This is a genomic window from Sodalis sp. RH21, assembly GCF_047324175.1.
Taxonomy (GTDB): Bacteria; Pseudomonadota; Gammaproteobacteria; order Enterobacterales; family Enterobacteriaceae; genus Acerihabitans.
The window spans coordinates 4,665,553-4,685,001 of sequence record NZ_CP178732.1 but is presented as its reverse complement, the minus strand read 5'-3'; the positions used below and the strand labels follow the sequence as shown (position 1 = coordinate 4,685,001).

The window sequence follows — 19,449 nt, the reverse complement described above, 5'->3', positions numbered from 1 at the left end:
GGCGTATTCACCACCGGGCCTGTGTCCTTTCATTTAGCGCCGATACTGCAATGCTAGTTAACGTAGCCCGCCACGTGGAACAACCGGCGGCAATACTCCAGGAAGTAGCCGTACACCACGCCCAGGATCATCGAACCAATCGCATTGGATGTCACCGCGGTAATGATTTGATGCCCATCCGCGCCAACCGCCAGCAGGATAAACACATAAACCGGGGACTGGAAGCTGACATACGCCAGCAAGTCGGCGATATTGCGCGTCCAGAATTGATCCGGCCCGCGGCGGCGCGCCAGGCGCAGCACCGCGTCGCGATACAGGCCGAACGGCCAGGCGATGGCGATATTCACCGGTACCGCCAGCAGGCGCGAAGATAAGGACTGTTGCAGGGTCATGCCGGACATGAAAATCTCGATCGCCATCCCCGCGATAAAACAATATACCACCAATGCAAATGTGTCAGCCGCGGCCATGCGTAAACGGGACGAGCGCGAAAACATAACGGGTAACTCCATCAGAACGGTACAGGGTAAAAATGCTTAGGTGATGCAATTAATGCATACTGCATAGTGTTTTATGACGCATATTATATGGTGCATAGAGTACATCACTGCCTGTTAGGAGTTAACTAGCGAATAGTTTTTATTTTAAAGATGTATTCAGCGCGTTGTGCTTAAAAAATTATCTACGGCCGCTGGTTGGGCTATTTCATAGGGTTGAAACGATTAATTCATTAAAAATCAATAAATTGATTTAGGATGAGATAAAAAACGCTGGCCGCCGTCACGGCGATGCTTATGGAGGATGAAATGATAATTCAGCTATTACCCTGCTTTTAGTAATGACTAGGAATATTCCGGATTGGCTAATTACGCTGGACATTCGCATTTTTAATTGCAGAGAAAATCGCCAGTTGCATCGGTAAATAAAAGCGGAGGTAAATTTTATTACCCGCCACGATGATTATATTTCAGCGGCAATGTTGATTTGCGTTATGGCGGGCCGTTTAAAAAAAACTCGTGCAGGAACAAAACCTCCGCCGATCGCGCGCACATGGCGATTGAGAGCCGCACGGCACTAGGCGTATAATCATGTATGCAACGCGCGCGGCCTCTTTCCGAAGCCGGTTTCGGCTAATATCAAAAATTTGCTAAATTTTAATCAAAACACCACATTTATGAATATCATGATGTTATTTGTATACTTTTTTATCCATCTACAACTTATTCCCCCCCGAGTTTCTTAATCCATGCGCAAATAATCCCATTCTTCCTCGTTAGTTGCTTGACAATGTTTTAATACCATTCGTACACTCTTTTGCGTGGGAATAAGTGGGGTTTAGTGGTGAAAAGGGTTTTTCGGGGGTAAATCGACCTATGTTCCGTGGGGCTACGTTGGTAAATCTCGACAGCAAAGGCAGGCTTGCCGTGCCGACCCGCTACAGGGAAAAGCTGATCGAGGAAACGGAAGGGTTAATGGTCTGTACCATTGACCTCCACCAATCATGCCTGTTGCTTTACCCATTGCCTGAATGGGAAATCATCGAACAGAAACTGTCCCGTCTGTCTAGCATGAATCCTGCTGAACGCCGCGTTCAGCGCCTGTTATTGGGCCATGCCAGCGAATGTCAGATGGATGGCGCCGGCCGGCTACTGATCGCGCAGACCTTACGGCTCCACGCCGGACTTACCAAAGAAGTGATGCTGGTTGGACAATTCAATAAATTTGAGTTGTGGGATGAACAGACCTGGTATCAACAAGTCAAGGACGATATAGACGCTGAATTGTCGGCACAGGAACCACTGTCTGTGCGACTACAAGACTTGTCACTATAGCTATGGCAGAAACTTATCAACATACCACCGTCTTGCTGGACGAAGCGGTAAACGGCCTGAACCTGCGCCCCAATGGCACTTACATTGACGGCACGTTTGGGCGCGGTGGTCATTCACGTCTCATTCTGTCTCAATTGGGGGCGGAGGGACGGCTGCTGGCTATTGATCGCGATCCACAAGCCATTGAAGCCGCACGGGCGATCGACGATCCCCGTTTCAGCATCATCCACGGCCCGTTTTCCGCCATGGCGGAGTATATGGACGAGCGCGAGCTCAACGGCCGTATCGACGGCATCCTGCTGGATTTGGGCGTCTCATCGCCGCAGCTCGACGATCCGGAACGCGGATTTTCTTTTATGCGCGACGGCCCGCTGGATATGCGCATGGATACCACCCGCGGCCTGTCCGCGGCCGAATGGCTGGCCAAGGCGGATGCCGACGATATTGCCTGGGTGTTGAAGACCTTTGGCGAAGAACGGTTCGCCAAGCGCATCGCCCAGGCCATCGTGGAAAAAAACCAGCAGGCGCCGATGACCCGCACCCATGAATTGGCCGAGCTTATCGTCAACGCCAGCCCGTTTCGCGAGAAGCACAAGCATCCGGCCACCCGCAGTTTTCAGGCGATCCGGATTTATATCAATAGCGAGCTCGAAGAGCTGGAGCGCGCCCTCGACGGCGCGCTGGGCGTGCTGGCACCCGGCGGCCGCCTGTCGGTGATCAGCTTTCACTCGCTGGAAGACCGGCTGGTCAAACGTTTTATCCGCGACCATAGCCGCGGCCCCCGGGTGCCGGCGCGCATGCCGCTCACCGAAGCGCAAATCGCCGAGCAGGGCGGCAAGGCCCAGCTTAAACCGGTGGGGAAAATGCAGCCCTCCGAAGACGAGGTGGCGGAAAACCCTCGCGCCCGCAGTTCGGTTTTACGTTTTGCCGAGAAGCTGCCGCTATGATGGGCAACGAACGCCACGGACTGGTCGGCGTGATCGGCGGCGACCTGCTGCGCAAAGGCAAGATACCGGTGATTTTGCTGATCGCCGTGCTGGTGTCGGCGATTCTGGTGGTGACGACCACGCATGAAACGCGGCGCCTGACCGCCCAGCGCGAGCAACTGGTATTAGAACGCGATGCGCTTGATATCGAATGGCGCAACCTGATCCTGGAAGAAAATGCGCTCGGCGATCACAGCCGCGTAGAGCGCTTCGCTACCGAAAAATTAATGATGCAACACGTCGATCCTTCACAGGAAAATATTGTGGTTCAACCTTAACGCCAACGGAAAACATAAAAATTAGATGAAAGCCGCGCGAGCGATAAAATTGAAACGCTATGTAGATCAGGCCAGCTTTGTCAGCTGGCGTTTTGCGTTGTTGTGCGGCTGTATTTTACTGGCGTTGCTGGGCCTGGTATTCCGGGTCGGTTATCTGCAGGTGATTAATCCGGACATGCTGGTGCGCGAAGGGGATATGCGCTCGCTGCGCGTGCAGGAAGTGCCTACCGCGCGCGGCATGATAAGCGACAGGGCTGGCCGCCCGCTGGCGGTCAGCGTGCCGGTAAATGCCGTCTGGGCCGACCCGAAAGAGCTTAACGAGCACGGCGGCATCTCCGTGGACAGCCGCTGGAAAGCGTTGTCCGACGCATTGTCCATCCCCCTCGATCAGTTATCCACGCGCATCAATGCCAATCCCAAAGGACGTTTTGTTTATCTGGCGCGCCAGGTGAATCCGGCGATTGGCGATTACATCCATAAGCTTAAGCTGCCGGGCATCTATCTGCGCCAGGAATCCAGGCGCTACTATCCCGCCGGCCAGGTTACCTCCCATCTTATCGGCGTGACCGATATCGACAGCAAGGGGGTCGAAGGGGTGGAAAAAAGCTTTGACCGCTGGCTTACCGGCCAGCCCGGCGAGCGGACGGTGCGCAAGGACCGCTTCGGGCGGGTGATCGAAGATATCTCCACCGTGGACAGCCAGGCGGCGCATAACCTGGTGCTGAGCATTGACGAACGGCTGCAGGCGCTGGTTTATCGCGAACTGAACAATGCGGTGGCGTTTAATAAAGCGGAGTCCGGCACCGCCGTACTGGTGGATGTGAATACCGGCGAAGTGCTGGCCATGGCCAACAGTCCCTCCTACAACCCGAACAACAAGCTGGGCATCACCAAAGATGTGATGCGCAACCGCGCCATTACCGATATTTTCGAACCGGGTTCCACCGTGAAGCCGATGGTGGTCATGACCGCGCTGCAGCGCGGCGTGATTAAAGAAAATAGCGTGCTCAACACCGTGCCTTATTATATTAACGGCCATGAAATCAAAGACGTGGCCCGCTATTCCGAGCTGACCCTCACCGGGGTTTTGCAAAAATCGAGTAACGTCGGCGTATCCAAGCTGGCGTTAGCGATGCCCTCCTCGGCGCTGGTAGATACTTACTCGCGTTTCGGTTTGGGTAAAGCGACCAATTTGGGGTTGGTCGGAGAAAGCAGTGGCTTATTTCCCCATAAACAACGGTGGTCTGACATAGAGAGGGCCACCTTCTCTTTCGGCTACGGGCTAATGGTAACGCCGTTACAGTTAGCGCGTGTCTATGCAACGGTGGGCAGCCTGGGCATTCTGCGCCCGCTGTCGATAACCAAAGTCGACCCGCCGGTGGCGGGCGAGCGCGTATTCCCAGAACCGCTGGTGCGCACCGTGGTGCATATGATGGAAAGCGTCGCGCTGCCCGGCGGCGGCGGCACCAAGGCGGCCATCAAAGGTTATCGTATCGCCATTAAAACGGGCACGGCCAAAAAAGTCGGGCCCGACGGCCAATATATCAACAAATACATCGCCTATACCGCCGGCGTCGCGCCGGCCAGCCAGCCCCGGTTTGCCCTGGTCGTGGTCATCAACGACCCGCAGGCCGGCAAGTATTACGGCGGTGCGGTTTCAGCACCGGTGTTTGGCGCCATTATGGGCGGCGTATTGCGCACAATGAACGTGGAACCGGATGCACTTCCCACCGGAGATAACAATGACATGGCTATTAAATTAAAAGAGGGATCAGGTGACCGATCTTAATTTGCGCGAATTGCTCGCTCCCTGGGTGCCTTCGGCGCCGGAGCTGAGACTTCGGGACATGACGCTTGACAGCCGCACCGCGGCCGCCGGCGATCTGTTCGTGGCTATCGCCGGCCATAAAGCAGACGGGCGCAGCTATATTCCCCAGGCTATTGCGCAAGGTGTGGCCGCCGTGGTGGCCGAAGCGGACGGCGAGGCGCGGGACGGCGAGCTGCGCGAACTGCACGGCGTCCCGGTAATTTATCTTAGCGGGCTTAATCAGCGCCTGTCGGCCCTGGCCGGCCGTTTTTACCATCAGCCCTCCCAGGCGCTGCGGCTGGTTGGCGTGACCGGCACCAACGGCAAGACCACCACGGCCCATCTGCTGGCGCAGTGGACGCAGTTGCTGGGCGAAACCAGCGCCGTGATGGGTACCGTGGGCAACGGCCTGTTCGGCCAAATCATCGCGGCGGAGAATACCACCGGCTCGGCCATCGATATCCAGCAGATGCTGCATCACTTGCAGGGCCAGGGGGCGACGTTCGCCGCCATGGAAGTCTCGTCCCACGGCCTGGTGCAGCATCGGGTGGCTGATTTGCATTTCGCCGCCGCCGCCTTCACCAACCTGAGCCGCGATCACCTCGATTACCACGGAGACATGGCGCATTACGAAGCCGCGAAGTGGCAATTATTCGCCGATGACAAGGTCGGACAGCGCATTATCAACGCCGATGACGCGGTGGGCCAGCGCTGGCTGGCCCGGTTGCCGGACGCGGTGGCGGTGGCCATGAACGGCCGCCTGCCGCAACCCCGGCCCGCCCGCTGGCTGCTGGCCGGCGACGTGCAATATCATAATACCGGCGTGGATATCCATTTCGATTCCAGCTGGGGCCCGGGGCGGATTAAAAGCCGCCTGATCGGCGAGTTCAACGTCAGCAATCTCTTGCTGGCCCTCGGCACGCTGCTGGCGCTGGACTATCCTCTGGAAACCCTGACGCGGACCGCCGGCATGCTGCAATCGGTATGCGGGCGCATGGAAGTTTTCCATGCGCCCGGCAAGCCTACCGTCGTGGTGGATTATGCCCATACGCCGGATGCGCTGGAAAAAGCGCTGGCGGCGGCGCGTCTGCACTGCCATGGCAAACTGTGGTGCGTGTTCGGCTGCGGCGGCGATCGGGATAAAGGCAAGCGCCCGCTGATGGGCGGCATTGCCGAGCAGTACGCCGACCGGGTGGTGATTACCGATGACAATCCGCGCGGCGAAGCGCCGATGGCGATTATTGATGATATCCTGGCGGGTTTGCTGAATGCGGGCGGGGCCACGGTCATCCCGGGCCGGGCCGAAGCGGTCACCAGCGCGATTATGCAGGCCGGGGAACAGGATGTGGTGCTGGTGGCCGGTAAAGGCCATGAGGATTACCAACTGATCGGCCAGCGGCGGCTGGATTACTCCGATCGCACTACCGTGGCGCGCTTGCTGGGGGCCATCGCATGATTAGCGTATCCCTGCGCGACCTCGCTCCGCTGCTCAACGCCGAATTCATCGGCGCGCGCACCGCCCTTGATACCACCGTGGGCGCCGTGTCCACCGATTCGCGCGCCATCGGCGAAGCCTGCCTGTTCATCGCGCTGATCGGGGAGAACTTCGACGCCCATGATTTCGCCCATCGGGCGGTGAGCGCGGGCGCCGCGGCGCTATTGGTAAGTAAGCGCTTACCGGTGGATGCGCCGCAGCTGCTGGTGGCCGATACCCGCCGCGCCCTGGGGCTGCTCGCCGCCTGGGTGCGCCTACAGGTGCCCGCCAGGGTAGTGGCGCTCACCGGCTCCTCGGGTAAAACCTCGGTCAAGGAAATGACCGCCGCCATTCTGCGCCAGTGCGGTCAGGTGCTGTATACCGACGGTAACTTTAATAATGATATCGGCGTGCCGCTCACGCTGTTGAGACTGACGCCCGCGGATGATTTCGCGGTTATCGAGCTCGGCGCCAATCATATCGGCGAGATTGCCTATACGACCGATCTCGTGCGCCCGGAAGCGGCGCTGGTCAACAATCTCTCCGCCGCCCATCTGGCCGGGTTCGGTTCGCTGAGCGGCGTGGCCCAGGCCAAAGGCGAGATTTTCGGCAGCCTGCCGCCGCACGGCCGCGCCATTATCAATGCCGATAGCCACGACTGGCCCCACTGGCAAACCCTGTTGCAACATAAAGACGTGTGGCGTTTCTCGCCGCAGCAAGGCGCCGCGGTGGATTTTTATGCCAGCGATATCGCCTCATCCCATGCCGGGGTGGATTTCACCCTGCATTCGCCGCTGGGCGCATGCCAGGTGCGACTGCCGCTGCCGGGGCGCCACAATGTGGCCAACGCCCTGGCGGCCAGCGCACTGGCGCTGGCGGTGGGCGCCACCCTTGAGGCGGTCAGCCGCGGTCTGTCCCGGTTAACCGCCGTGCCGGGGCGCCTGTTCCCCATCACCCTGGGCGAGGGCAAGTTATTATTGGACGACAGCTATAACGCCAATGTCGGTTCGATGACCGCCGCCGCGCAGGTGCTGGCCGAGATGCCCGGCTACCGGGTGATGGCGGTGGGCGATATGGCGGAACTGGGGGATGAGGAGGTGCAGTGCCACCGCCAGGTAGGCGATGCCATTCGTATGGCGGGCATCGATAAAGTATTAAGCGTCGGGACGCTGAGCCGGTTTATCGGCGAGGCCAGCGGCCGGGGCGAACATTTTCAGGATCAGGCGTCGCTGACTTCCCGTCTGACGCAGTTACTGTCTGAGCATGCGGTAATTACCCTATTAGTCAAAGGTTCACATAGTTCCGCGATGGAGCAGGTAGTACATGCGTTACAGGAGAAAGCAACATGTTAGTCTGGCTGGCCGAACATTTGGTCCAATTTTATTCGGGCTTTAACGTCTTTTCATATTTGACGTTCCGCGCCATTGTCAGTCTGTTGACTGCATTATTTATCTCGTTATGGATGGGGCCGCACATGATCGCCTGGTTGCAGAAATTGCAAATCGGCCAGGTGGTGCGCAGCGACGGGCCGGAGTCCCATTTCAGCAAACGCGGCACCCCCACCATGGGCGGGCTGATGATCCTCACATCCATTACGATTTCGGTACTGATGTGGGCCTATCCGTCCAACCCGTATGTCTGGTGCGTGCTGTTCGTATTGCTGGGATACGGCGTGGTGGGGTTTATCGATGACTACCGCAAGGTGGTGCGCAAGGATACCAAGGGACTGATTGCCCGTTGGAAGTATTTCTGGCAGTCGGTGATTGCGCTGGCGGTGGCGTTCACCATGTACACGGTGGGCAAGGGCACGCCCGCCACCCAACTGGTGGTGCCGTTTTTCAAAGACATCATGCCGCAACTGGGCTTGCTATACGTGTTGCTGGCCTATTTTGTTATCGTCGGCACCAGCAACGCGGTCAACCTGACCGACGGGCTGGACGGCCTGGCGATAATGCCGACGGTGTTCGTCGCCGCCGGGCTGGCGCTGGTGGCCTGGGCCACCGGTAATATGAATTTCGCCAATTATCTGCATATTCCCTATATCCGCTTCGCGGGGGAACTGGTGATTGTCTGTACCGCCATCGTCGGCGCCGGATTGGGGTTTCTCTGGTTCAACACTTATCCGGCGCAGGTTTTTATGGGGGATGTCGGTTCCCTGGCCCTGGGCGGCGCGCTTGGCACTATTGCCGTCCTGCTGCGCCAGGAGTTCCTGCTGGTGATCATGGGCGGGGTATTTGTCATGGAAACCATGTCGGTCATTTTGCAGGTGGGTTCGTTTAAACTGCGCGGCCAGCGGATTTTCCGCATGGCGCCGATTCATCATCATTACGAACTGAAAGGCTGGCCGGAACCGCGCGTGATCGTGCGCTTTTGGATAATTTCGCTAATGCTGGTCCTGATTGGACTGGCGACGCTTAAGGTACGGTAATCATGACGGATTATCAGGGTAAAAAAGTCGTCATTATCGGGTTGGGCTTAACCGGCCTCTCCTGCGTGGATTTTTTTATCAGCCGGGGCGTTACGCCGCGCATGATGGACACCCGTTTTAACCCGCCCGGCCTGGATAAGCTTGCCGCCAATGTGGAACGCCACCTGGGCGGCCTGAATGAAGATTGGCTGTTGGACGCGGATCTGATCGTGGCCAGCCCCGGCGTGGCGCTGGCCCATCCGGCGCTGAGCGCCGCCGCGGATGCCGGCGTGGAAATCGTCGGCGATATCGAATTGTTTTGCCGGGAAGCCCGTGCGCCTATCGTGGCCATCACCGGGTCCAACGGTAAAAGCACCGTAACCATGCTGGTGGGCGAGATGGCCAAAAGCGCCGGTTGGCAGGTCGGCGTGGGCGGCAATATCGGCTGGCCGGCGCTGATGCTGCTTGAGCAGCCCTGCCAGCTCTACGTGCTGGAACTGTCGAGCTTCCAACTGGAAACCACGTCCAGCCTGCGGGCGGATGCCGCCACGATCCTGAATGTCACAGAGGATCATATGAATCGCTACCCGCTGGGGATGCAGCAGTATCGCGCCGCCAAGTTGCGGGTTTATGAACAGGCGCGGGTATGCGTAATCAACGCCGATGACGTCCTGACCCTGCCGGTACGGGGCCGCGATGCGCGCTGCTTCAGTTTTGGCGTCGATGCGGGCGACTACCGCCTTGATGTGCGCCAAAACCGCCAATGGCTGACCGTTAACGGCGAAAACGTATTGGCCGCCGATGAAATGCACCTCACCGGCCGTCATAACTATACCAATGCCCTGGCGGCGTTGGCGCTGGCCGACGCGGCGTCCGTGCCGCGCGATGCCAGCCTGCGGGCGCTGAAAACCTTTACCGGTTTGGCCCATCGCTTCCAGCTGGCCCATGAACAGCGGGGCGTGCGCTGGATTAATGATTCCAAAGCCACCAACGTCGGCAGCACCGAAGCGGCGCTGAACGGCTTGGCGGTGGCGGGCACCTTGCATCTGCTGCTGGGCGGCGACGGCAAAGGGGCGGATTTCGGTCCCCTGCTGCCGTTGCTGCAAGGCGAGCGGCTCCGGCTGTACTGCTTTGGCCGCGACGGCGAACAGCTTGCCATGCTGCGCCCGGAAATTTCCGTACTGACCGAGACGATGGAACAAGCCATGCGGCTGATTGCGCAACAGGTACAGGCGGGGGATATGGTGTTGCTGTCGCCCGCCTGCGCCAGCCTCGATCAGTTCCGCAGTTTCGAACATCGCGGCGACGAGTTCGTTCGCCTGGCTAAGGAGTTGGGCTGATGCGTATGCCGGGGCTGAGCCATTTTGGCGGACTGAAAGATTGGATCATGGGCGTGCGCGACGTCGAAGCGCCCACCAATGTGCTTTACGACCGCACCCTGCTTTGGCTGACCCTGGGTCTGGCATGTCTGGGTTTTGTTATGGTGACCTCCGCGTCGATGCCTATCGGCCAGCGGTTGTCGGACGACCCGTTTTATTTCGCCAAACGCGATGCGTTTTATCTCGCGCTGGCGTTCGGCCTGTCGTTGGTGACCCTGCGCATTCCGATGGAGGTCTGGCAGCGCTACAGCTCGACCATGCTGCTGATCACCATGGTCATGTTGCTGGTGGTGCTGGTGGTGGGGAGTTCGGTAAACGGCGCTTCGCGCTGGATAGCCCTTGGCCCGCTGCGTATCCAGCCGGCGGAGTTATCCAAGCTGTCGCTGTTTTGCTATCTGGCCAGCTACCTGGTGCGCAAGGTCGAAGAGGTGCGCACCAACTTCTGGGGTTTTTGTAAACCCATGGGCGTGATGGTGGTGCTGGCGGTGCTGCTGCTGGCTCAGCCGGATTTGGGGACGGTGGTGGTGCTGTTCGTGACTACCCTGGCCATGCTGTTTTTGGCCGGCGCCAAGCTGTGGCAGTTTTTGTCGATTATCGGCTCGGGCATTTTCGCCGTGGTGCTGCTGGTTATCGCCGAACCCTACCGCATGCGGCGCGTAACTTCGTTTTGGGACCCCTGGCAGGACCCGTTCGGCAGCGGTTATCAGTTGACTCAGTCGCTGATGGCCTTTGGCCGCGGCGAATTCTGGGGCCAGGGCCTGGGTAATTCGGTGCAGAAACTGGAATATCTGCCGGAAGCGCATACTGACTTCATCTTCGCTATTTTAGGTGAAGAACTCGGGTATTTCGGTGTGGTTTTGGCTTTGTTGATGGTATTCTTCGTCGCTTTTCGCGCCATGTCCATCGGTCGTAAAGCGCTGGAGATCGATCAGCGGTTTTCGGGTTTTCTGGCCTGCGCCATCGGTATCTGGTTCAGTTTCCAGGCATTGGTGAACGTCGGCGCGGCGGCGGGCATGCTGCCCACCAAAGGGTTGACCCTGCCGTTGATCAGTTATGGTGGTTCCAGTTTGTTGATTATGTCCACGGCAATCGTATTGTTATTGCGTATTGATTATGAAACGCGCCTGACCAAGGCCCAGGCATTTGTCCGGGGGCCGAGATGAGCGAAAAATCCAGGCGGTTGATGGTGATGGCGGGCGGTACCGGGGGACACGTATTCCCCGGGCTGGCCGTGGCTCATCATCTGATGGCGCAGGGCTGGCAGGTGCGCTGGCTGGGCACCGCCGATCGGATGGAAGCCGATTTGGTGCCGAAAAACGGCATCGAGATTGATTTTATCCGCATCTCCGGCCTGCGCGGCAAAGGGCTGCGCGCGCAACTGAGCGCGCCGGTGCGCATCTGGCGCGCGGTGCGCCAGGCCAAAGCCATTATGCGCGCCTTCCAGCCGGACGTGGTGCTGGGCATGGGCGGTTATGTTTCCGGCCCCGGCGGCCTGGCGGCCTGGCTGTGCGGCGTGCCGATCGTGCTGCACGAGCAAAACGGCATCGCCGGCCTGACCAACCGCTGGTTAGCGAAGATTGCCAAAAAAGTATTGCAGGCATTCCCCGGCGCGTTTGCGCACGCCGATGTGGTGGGCAACCCGGTACGTACCGATGTGCTGGCGCTGGCGCTGCCGGCGGAACGCCTGGCGAATCGCCAGGGGCCGATACGGGTGCTGGTTATCGGCGGCAGCCAGGGCGCGCGCATTCTTAACCAGACCATGCCCGACGTCGCCGCGCGGCTGGGAGAGCGCATTACCCTATGGCATCAGGTGGGCAAGGGGGCGCTGGCGGATGTCACTCGCGCCTACGGCGAAGTGGGGCAGGGCGGTCATAAAATCACCGAATTTATCGATGACATGGCGGCGGCCTACGCATGGGCCGATGTGGTGGTTTGCCGCTCCGGCGCCCTGACGGTCAGTGAAATCGCCGCCGCCGGACTGCCGGCGATCTTTGTGCCTTTCCAGCATAAAGACCGGCAGCAGTATTGGAATGCGCGGCCGCTGGAGCTGGCGGGCGCGGCAAAAATTATCGAACAACCGCAGTTCTCGGCGGCGAGCGTGAGCGATACGCTGGCCGGCTGGGATCGGGCGACGCTGCTGGCGATGGCGCTAAACGCCAGGAAAGCGGCGATTCCGGACGCGACGGAGCGGGTAGCGCGGGAAGTGGCGGCGGCGGCGCAAGCCTGAACGGGCCGGGCCGCCATGATAACGACATTTACCGGGCGGACCCGTGGTTCTCCCGGCTGAGAAATCAAATTAATTAAGTGGTTAAAACGTGAATACACAACAACTGGCTAAACTGCGAACTTTTGTGCCCGAGATGCGACGCGTCAGGCAAATCCACTTTGTCGGCATCGGCGGTGCCGGCATGGGCGGTATCGCGGAAGTGCTGGCGAACGAAGGCTACCAAATCAGCGGCTCTGATTTAGCGCCGAATGCGGTGACGCAACAATTGACCGAGCTGGGCGCGAAGATTTTCTTTAATCATCGCCCGGAAAATATCAGCGAGGCCAGCGTAGTGGTCGTTTCCAGCGCCATTGCCGGTGATAACCCGGAAATCGTGGCGGCCAAAGAGGCCAGGATACCGGTGATTCAACGGGCGGAAATGTTGGCGGAGCTGATGCGTTTTCGCCACGGCATCGCCATTGCCGGTACGCACGGCAAAACCACCACCACCGCCATGGTGGCCAGTATTTACGCCCAGGCGGGGCTGGACCCGACTTTTGTCAACGGCGGGCTGGTGAAAGCGGCGGGAGTCCATGCGCGCCTGGGGTGCAGCCGCTATCTGATCGCCGAGGCGGATGAGAGCGACGCGTCGTTCCTCCATTTGCAGCCGATGGTGGCGATTATCACCAATATCGAAGCCGACCATATGGATACCTACCAGGGCGATTTCGAGCTGTTGAAGCAGACGTTTATTACGTTTTTGCATAACTTGCCGTTTTACGGCCGCGCGGTGATGTGTACCGACGACCCGGTGATTCGCGAATTGCTGCCCAAGGTGGGGCGCCATATCACTACTTACGGTTTTAGCGCGGATGCGGATGTGCGTATCGCCGATTATCGCCAGCAGGGCGCCCAGGGGCGCTTTAACGTGTACCGGCAGGATAAAGCGGTACTGGCGGTGGAATTAAACGCGCCGGGCCGCCACAACGCCCTGAATGCCGCGGCGGCGATAGCGGTGGCCACTGAAGAAGGCATCGATGACGACAATATTTTGCAGGCGCTGCTGCAATTCCAGGGGACCGGCCGCCGTTTTGATTTCCTCGGCAATTATCCCCTGGATAATGTGAACGGCAAGCAGGGCGAAGTGATGCTGGTGGATGATTATGGCCATCATCCCACCGAAGTGGACGCCACGATTAAGGCGGCGCGGGCCGGCTGGCCGGATAAACGGCTGGTGATGGTGTTCCAGCCCCACCGCTTTACCCGTACGCGGGATTTGTATGAAGATTTCGCCAACGTGCTGTCCGGCGTCGATGTACTGCTGATGCTTGATGTGTATTCCGCCGGCGAGCCGCCGATTCCGGGCGCCGACAGCCGCTCGCTGTGCCGCACGATTCGCGGACGCGGCAAAATCGACCCGATTATGGTGCCGGACATGGAATCACTGCCGGAAATGCTGGCGCTGGCGCTGCAGGATAACGATCTGGTCCTGATGCAGGGAGCCGGAACCGTAGGCAAGATTGCCCGTAACCTGGCTGATGCCCATTTGCAGCCTTGATCTTTAGCGAGGAACGATATGCCTGAAAAAGTAACGTTTCGTCAATCCATCGTCGCGGGCGACTGACTATGTCCCAGGCGGCGATAAACATACGCAACCGCGAGGCGGAACATTCCGCCTCCGGGCGCAGCAATGGCAGCCAGCTGGCCGGCCTGGTCTTCCTGATGATGGTGCTCGGCACCATCGTCTGGGGCGGCTGGATGGTGGTCGGCTGGATGAAGGATGCGCATCGCCTGCCGTTGTCCCAACTGGTCGTGACCGGATCGCGTTACTACACCACCAACGACGATATCCGCCAGGCCATTTTGGCCCTGGGCCCGCCGGGAACCTTTATGACGCAGGATGTGAATGTCATTCAGCAGCAAATCGAGCGGCTGCCGTGGATTAAACAGGCCAGCGTGCGCAAGCAGTGGCCGGATGAATTAAAGATCTATCTGGTGGAGTACGTGCCGGTGGCCAGGTGGAATGATTTGCATATGCTCGACGCCAGCGGGAAATCCTTCAGCGTTCCCGCCGGGCGCATCGGCAACAAGGCCATGCCGTTGCTGTATGGGCCGGAAGGCAGCGAGCAGGATGTGCTGGCGGGGTATCGCACCATGAACGAGGTGATGGTAGCCAATAAGTTTCAATTGAAAATGGTGAGCATGAGCGCGCGGCACTCCTGGCAACTGACGTTGCAGGACGATACCCGGCTGGAACTGGGCCGGGACGACCGGGCCCGGCGTTTACAGCGTTTTATCGGGATTTATCCGGTTCTACTCCAGCAGGCCCGGACCGATAATAAGCGTATAAATTACGTGGATTTACGCTATGACGCCGGCGTCGCCGTAGGGTGGTCACCGGCATTTATCGATCAGCAAAATAGTATTTCGCAACAGAACCAGGCACAGGCTAAACAATAATGATCAAGTCGACGGACAGAAAACTGGTAGTTGGACTGGAGATCGGTACGGCAAAGGTCGCCGCATTGGTAGGGGAAATTCTGCCCGATGGCATGGTCAATATTATCGGGGTGGGCAGTTGCCCGTCCCGGGGTATGGATAAAGGTGGCGTCAACGATCTCGAATCGGTGGTGAAATGCGTGCAGCGCGCCATCGATCAGGCCGAATTAATGGCGGATTGCCAGATATCTTCGGTATACCTGGCATTATCCGGTAAGCATATAAGCTGCCAAAACGAAATAGGGATGGTTCCTATTTCAGAAGAAGAGGTTACGCAGGAAGATGTGGAGAATGTGGTGCATACGGCGAAATCCGTGCGTGTACGTGATGAGCACCGCATACTGCATGTAATACCCCAGGATTATGCAATTGATTATCAAGAGGGTATTAAAAACCCGGTCGGTTTATCCGGCGTGCGCATGCAGGCCAAGGTTCATCTGATTACCTGCCATAATGATATGGCGAAGAACATTGTTAAAGCCGTTGAGCGCTGCGGCTTGAAAGTCGACCAGCTGATTTTCGCCGGACTGGCTTCAAGCTACGCGGTGCTCACCGAAGATGAACGCGAACTCGGCGTTTGCGTGGTGGATATCGGCGGCGGCACCATGGACATCGCGGTTTATACCGCCGGCGCGCTGCGGCATACCAAGGTTATCCCGTACGCCGGCAACGTGGTGACCAGCGATATCGCTTATGCCTTTGGCACTCCGCCCACCGATGCGGAAGCGATTAAAGTACGCTACGGCTGCGCGCTGGGCACGGCGGTCAGCAAAGACGAGACAGTGGAAGTGCCGAGCGTCGGCGGACGTCCGCCGCGCAGCTTACAGCGCCAAACCCTGGCCGAGGTTATCGAGCCGCGCTACACCGAATTGCTGAACCTGGTGAATGACGAGATCCTGCAATTGCAGGAGCAGCTTCGCCAGCAAGGGGTAAAACATCATTTGGCCGCGGGTATCGTATTGACCGGCGGCGCATCGCAAATTGACGGCCTGGCGGCCTGCGCCCAGCGGGTGTTCCATACGCAGGTGCGTATCGGGCAACCGCTGAATATTACCGGTCTGACGGATTATGCGCAGGCACCGTACTATTCTACCGCTGTCGGGTTATTGCACTACGGTAAAGAATCTCATTTGAGCGGTGAGATTGAAGTTGAAAAACGTACCTCGGTAAGCAACTGGGTTAAGCGTATCAGTAGCTGGCTGAGGAAAGAATTTTAATTGTTTACTTGCGGGGCCATGCTGTGCAGGCGGCTGGCTCCGATGCGACAGGCACAAAACGGAGAGAAACTATGTTTGAACCTATGGAATTAACCAACGACGCGGTGATTAAAGTCATCGGCGTCGGCGGCGGCGGCGGCAACGCCGTCGAGCACATGGTGCGCGAACGCATCGAAGGCGTGGAGTTTTTCGCGGTCAATACCGATGCCCAGGCATTACGGAAAACCGCGGTCGGCCAGACCATCCAGATTGGCGGCGGTATCACCAAAGGGCTGGGAGCCGGTGCTAACCCGGAAGTCGGGCGCAACTCCGCTGAAGAGGACCGCGAAGCGCTGCGGGCGGCGCTGGAAGGCGCGGATATGGTGTTTATCGCGGCCGGCATGGGCGGCGGCACAGGTACCGGCGCGGCGCCGGTAGTGGCGGAAGTGGCCAAGGAACTGGGTATCCTGACCGTGGCCGTGGTCACCAAACCCTTCAATTTCGAAGGCAAAAAACGCATGGCGTTTGCCGAACAGGGAATTGCCGAGCTGTCCAAGCATGTGGATTCGCTTATCACCATCCCCAACGACAAACTGCTGAAAGTATTGGGCCGCGGGATTTCGCTGCTTGACGCTTTTGGCGCGGCCAATGACGTATTGAAAGGCGCCGTGCAGGGCATCGCCGAGCTGATTACCCGTCCGGGCCTGATGAACGTCGACTTCGCCGACGTGCGCACCGTAATGTCCGAAATGGGCTATGCCATGATGGGTTCGGGCGTGGCCTGTGGTGAAGACCGTGCCGAGGAAGCGGCCGAAATGGCGATCTCCAGCCCGTTGCTGGAAGATATCGATTTGTCGGGCGCGCGCGGCGTACTGGTCAATATCACCGCCGGTTTCGACCTGCGTTTGGATGAGTTCGAAACCGTGGGTAACACCATCCGGGCATTTGCGTCGGATAATGCCACCGTGGTGATCGGCACCTCCCTCGATCCGGACATGAACGACGAACTGCGCGTCACGGTTGTCGCTACCGGTATCGGTATGGACAAGCGTCCGGAGATCACGCTGGTGACCAACAAGCAGAATAGCCAGCCGGTGATGGACAATCGCTATCAGCAGCACAATCACGGCATGTCGCCGATTCAGCAAGAGCAAAAAATTGCTGCCAAGGCGGTTAACGAACAAAATGCCCAGGCCGGCAAGGAACCTGACTATCTGGATATACCGGCATTTCTGCGCAAGCAGGCCGATTAAATCTGACGATATTGGGGATCTCCGCTCTTTGTGCTAAACTAGCCCACCGACTTCACCTTATAATGTGTCGGTGGTATGGATAACATTGCGAGATAAACTGATGATCAAACAGCGGACACTAAAACGTATTGTGCAGGCCACCGGCGTGGGTTTACATACCGGTAAAAAGGTCAAGCTGACCTTGCGCCCTGCATCGGCTAATACCGGGGTCATCTATCGCCGTACGGATTTAAATCCTCCGGTGGACTTCCCGGCGGATGCCAAATCGGTGCGAGATACCATGCTTTGCACGTGTCTGGTCAATGAGCATGATGTTCGTATTTCCACCGTCGAACATCTTAATGCCGCATTGGCGGGTTTGGGCATCGATAACATCATCGTTGAAGTCAATGCGCCTGAAATCCCGATTATGGACGGCAGCGCCAGTCCCTTCGTGTACCTGTTGATGGACGCCGGAATCGAGGAGCTTAACTGCGCCAAGAAATTCCTGCGGGTCAAAGACACGGTGCGCGTGGAAGATGGGGATAAATGGGCCGAATTGTCGCCGTTTAACGGTTTCAAGCTCGATTTTACCATTGACTTCAAACATCCTGCGATTGATGCAAGCTCGCAACGTTATCGCCTGAATTTCTCCGCCGAGTCGTTTGTCCGGCAGATCAGCCGCGCGCGCACCTTCGGGTTCATGCGCGATATCGAATACCTCCAGTCCCGCGGCCTGTGCCTGGGCGGCAGTTTCGATTGCGCCATCGTCGTTGACGATTATAAAGTGCTGAACGAAGACGGCTTGCGTTTCGAAGATGAATTCGTCCGCCACAAAATGCTGGATGGTATCGGCGATTTGTATATGTGCGGCCATAACATCATCGGTTCGTTCACGGCGTACAAACCCGGTCATGCATTAAATAACAAGCTATTGCAGACCGTGTTGGCGCGCCAGGAAGCGTGGGAAATGGTAACCTTCGAAGACGAAGCCGAAATGCCGCTGGCATTCGCCGCACCTTCGTTCGTTATCGCCTGACGGCAGCGGGTTGATATAACCCGGCTATAGTATTACCCCTACCCGCGGCGGGTGGGGTTGGCACCTTCTCCGGCCAGCCCCGCCAACCGTTCGAGCAGCTTTTGCAGCTTTTCGGGACTGCGGGCGGCCAGGTGGCGGATCGCCTCGGCGCTTTGCGGGCTTAACCTGCGTTTTTGCACTTCCTCTCCCTGGTTTTTTTCCTGCGCCTGCGCGCTATTTTGCGTAATCAAATGCCCTTTTGTAGCAAGTGTTGGGTTAATCCTGATGTCGATCGACGACAATGATGGTAGAATCTGCGCTCGTAACGCGGATAATAACCGCGATTGTTCATAGCGTAACCTCATCATCCAACTGGCATTGGCGGTTTCAAGCACCAGCACGCCCTGCCTGAAATTGGCTACGCGGCACCATGGTTTCATCGGCGCCGGCAGCAGACCGGCCACTGCCTGGTTCAGTTTAAGCAGCGCAACGGCGCGCTGCTGGATCTGCTTTAACGTATGGCGTTCAGGCGTCGCGATAACAGTAAACAGGATATCAATGGATTGTGGACGACTGTCGCGCATAAAAACTCCGGCGGAATACATTAAGTAATGGGTATTTTAAATCGTTGGCGACAATTTGGCAGACGTTATTTCTGGCCGCATCTCCTGTTGGGGATGGTTGCGGCGGGTTTTGGCGTGCCATATATGCTCAACAGCGGGCAGGAACAAGCACATCTCGCCAATACCCTGCCGAGCCTGAGCCGGCAAAATGCCTTCAATGCCGGCTTCGATCGCCTGGCCTTGCTCAAAAACGCCCAGCGCCGCCCTTCATTCACGGTGGATTACTGGCATCAGCACGCCATCCGCACCGTTATCCGCCATTTGTCCATCGCCTGGGTGCCGCAGCATATCAGCCCGCAGTCGGCGGTGGCGGAAATCGCCGCGCCGCTCAAAGCCCAGCACCAGGTTTTATTAAGCACCCTGAATGCGCTGCTGACCCGCGAGTCGAAACCCCCCGTCGTCATTCGCCTTATCGCCCAGGCGCATTACCAACCCTTGGCCGATCATCGTACAGGAATTCGCCTGACGCAGGTACAGGGAATTCGCGCCGGACCCGCCCATATCAGCTAACC

General features: G+C 58.1%; 18 protein-coding genes. 16 read left to right on the top strand and 2 right to left on the bottom strand.

The window, feature by feature from the left end:
* Positions 1–53: 53 nt before the first annotated feature.
* Positions 54–497 carry an L-alanine exporter AlaE gene (locus tag ACL2XP_RS21645; RefSeq protein WP_413735259.1) on the bottom strand — a complete coding sequence of 148 codons (444 nt, stop codon included), beginning with the start codon at positions 495–497 and terminating at the stop codon, positions 54–56.
* A gap of 876 nt (positions 498–1,373) precedes the next feature.
* On the opposite strand from ACL2XP_RS21645, the gene mraZ reads away from it, so the two are divergent.
* The 15 genes from mraZ to lpxC all read left to right on the top strand — a co-directional run bounded on the left by mraZ (position 1,374) and on the right by lpxC (position 18,335).
* Positions 1,374–1,832 carry a division/cell wall cluster transcriptional repressor MraZ gene (mraZ, locus tag ACL2XP_RS21640; RefSeq protein ID WP_413735258.1) on the top strand — a complete coding sequence of 153 codons (459 nt, stop codon included), beginning with the start codon at positions 1,374–1,376 and terminating at the stop codon, positions 1,830–1,832.
* A 2-nt stretch (positions 1,833–1,834) separates the two neighbouring features.
* Positions 1,835–2,779: a 16S rRNA (cytosine(1402)-N(4))-methyltransferase RsmH gene (gene rsmH, locus ACL2XP_RS21635; protein ID WP_413735257.1), complete on the top strand. Its 945-nt coding sequence runs from the start codon at positions 1,835–1,837 to the stop codon at positions 2,777–2,779.
* A complete protein-coding gene (gene ftsL / locus ACL2XP_RS21630) occupies positions 2,776–3,096 on the top strand; it encodes a cell division protein FtsL (RefSeq protein ID WP_413735255.1) in 321 nt (106 codons plus the stop codon). The genes rsmH and ftsL overlap by 4 nt, the downstream gene beginning before the upstream one ends.
* Positions 3,097–3,121: 25 nt before the next feature.
* The gene (locus ACL2XP_RS21625; RefSeq protein ID WP_413735254.1) at positions 3,122–4,885 is read left to right on the top strand and encodes a peptidoglycan glycosyltransferase FtsI; all 1,764 of its coding nucleotides are present in this window, start codon (positions 3,122–3,124) and stop codon (positions 4,883–4,885) included.
* Positions 4,872–6,359, top strand: a complete 1,488-nt coding sequence (gene murE, locus ACL2XP_RS21620) for a UDP-N-acetylmuramoyl-L-alanyl-D-glutamate--2,6-diaminopimelate ligase (protein ID WP_413735253.1) — start codon at positions 4,872–4,874, stop codon at positions 6,357–6,359. The genes ACL2XP_RS21625 and murE overlap by 14 nt, the downstream gene beginning before the upstream one ends.
* Entirely contained in the window at positions 6,356–7,729 is a 1,374-nt protein-coding gene (gene murF / locus ACL2XP_RS21615) for a UDP-N-acetylmuramoyl-tripeptide--D-alanyl-D-alanine ligase (RefSeq protein WP_413735252.1), read from the top strand. The genes murE and murF overlap by 4 nt, the downstream gene beginning before the upstream one ends.
* A complete protein-coding gene (gene mraY, locus ACL2XP_RS21610; protein WP_413735251.1) occupies positions 7,723–8,805 on the top strand; it encodes a phospho-N-acetylmuramoyl-pentapeptide-transferase in 1,083 nt (360 codons plus the stop codon). The genes murF and mraY overlap by 7 nt, the downstream gene beginning before the upstream one ends.
* A 2-nt stretch (positions 8,806–8,807) precedes the next feature.
* The gene (gene murD / locus ACL2XP_RS21605) at positions 8,808–10,124 is read left to right on the top strand and encodes a UDP-N-acetylmuramoyl-L-alanine--D-glutamate ligase (RefSeq protein ID WP_413735250.1); all 1,317 of its coding nucleotides are present in this window, start codon (positions 8,808–8,810) and stop codon (positions 10,122–10,124) included.
* Entirely contained in the window at positions 10,124–11,326 is a 1,203-nt protein-coding gene (gene ftsW / locus ACL2XP_RS21600) for a cell division protein FtsW (RefSeq protein ID WP_413735249.1), read from the top strand. Before murD ends, ftsW begins: the two co-directional genes overlap by 1 nt.
* Positions 11,323–12,390 (top strand): undecaprenyldiphospho-muramoylpentapeptide beta-N-acetylglucosaminyltransferase, encoded by a 1,068-nt coding sequence (gene murG / locus ACL2XP_RS21595; protein WP_413735248.1) that lies wholly within the window; start codon positions 11,323–11,325, stop codon positions 12,388–12,390. The genes ftsW and murG overlap by 4 nt, the downstream gene beginning before the upstream one ends.
* An 88-nt stretch (positions 12,391–12,478) precedes the next feature.
* Positions 12,479–13,927, top strand: a complete 1,449-nt coding sequence (gene murC, locus ACL2XP_RS21590) for a UDP-N-acetylmuramate--L-alanine ligase (protein ID WP_413735247.1) — start codon at positions 12,479–12,481, stop codon at positions 13,925–13,927.
* A 68-nt stretch (positions 13,928–13,995) separates the two neighbouring features.
* Complete coding sequence (gene ftsQ, locus ACL2XP_RS21585; protein WP_413735246.1) at positions 13,996–14,829, top strand: cell division protein FtsQ; 834 nt, start codon at positions 13,996–13,998, stop codon at positions 14,827–14,829.
* Entirely contained in the window at positions 14,829–16,085 is a 1,257-nt protein-coding gene (ftsA, locus tag ACL2XP_RS21580; RefSeq protein ID WP_413735244.1) for a cell division protein FtsA, read from the top strand. Before ftsQ ends, ftsA begins: the two co-directional genes overlap by 1 nt.
* 71 nt (positions 16,086–16,156) lie before the next feature.
* Positions 16,157–17,317, top strand: a complete 1,161-nt coding sequence (gene ftsZ / locus ACL2XP_RS21575) for a cell division protein FtsZ (RefSeq protein ID WP_413735242.1) — start codon at positions 16,157–16,159, stop codon at positions 17,315–17,317.
* A gap of 100 nt (positions 17,318–17,417) precedes the next feature.
* Positions 17,418–18,335, top strand: a complete 918-nt coding sequence (gene lpxC / locus ACL2XP_RS21570; RefSeq protein WP_413735241.1) for a UDP-3-O-acyl-N-acetylglucosamine deacetylase — start codon at positions 17,418–17,420, stop codon at positions 18,333–18,335.
* 38 nt (positions 18,336–18,373) lie between these two features.
* On the opposite strand, the gene ACL2XP_RS21565 is transcribed toward lpxC, so the two are convergent.
* Positions 18,374–18,898 carry a DUF721 domain-containing protein gene (locus ACL2XP_RS21565; RefSeq protein ID WP_413735239.1) on the bottom strand — a complete coding sequence of 175 codons (525 nt, stop codon included), beginning with the start codon at positions 18,896–18,898 and terminating at the stop codon, positions 18,374–18,376.
* A gap of 27 nt (positions 18,899–18,925) precedes the next feature.
* Here ACL2XP_RS21565 and secM point away from each other — a divergent pair, with 27 nt between their 5' ends.
* Entirely contained in the window at positions 18,926–19,447 is a 522-nt protein-coding gene (secM, locus tag ACL2XP_RS21560; protein WP_413735238.1) for a secA translation cis-regulator SecM, read from the top strand.
* Positions 19,448–19,449: the final 2 nt, after the last annotated feature.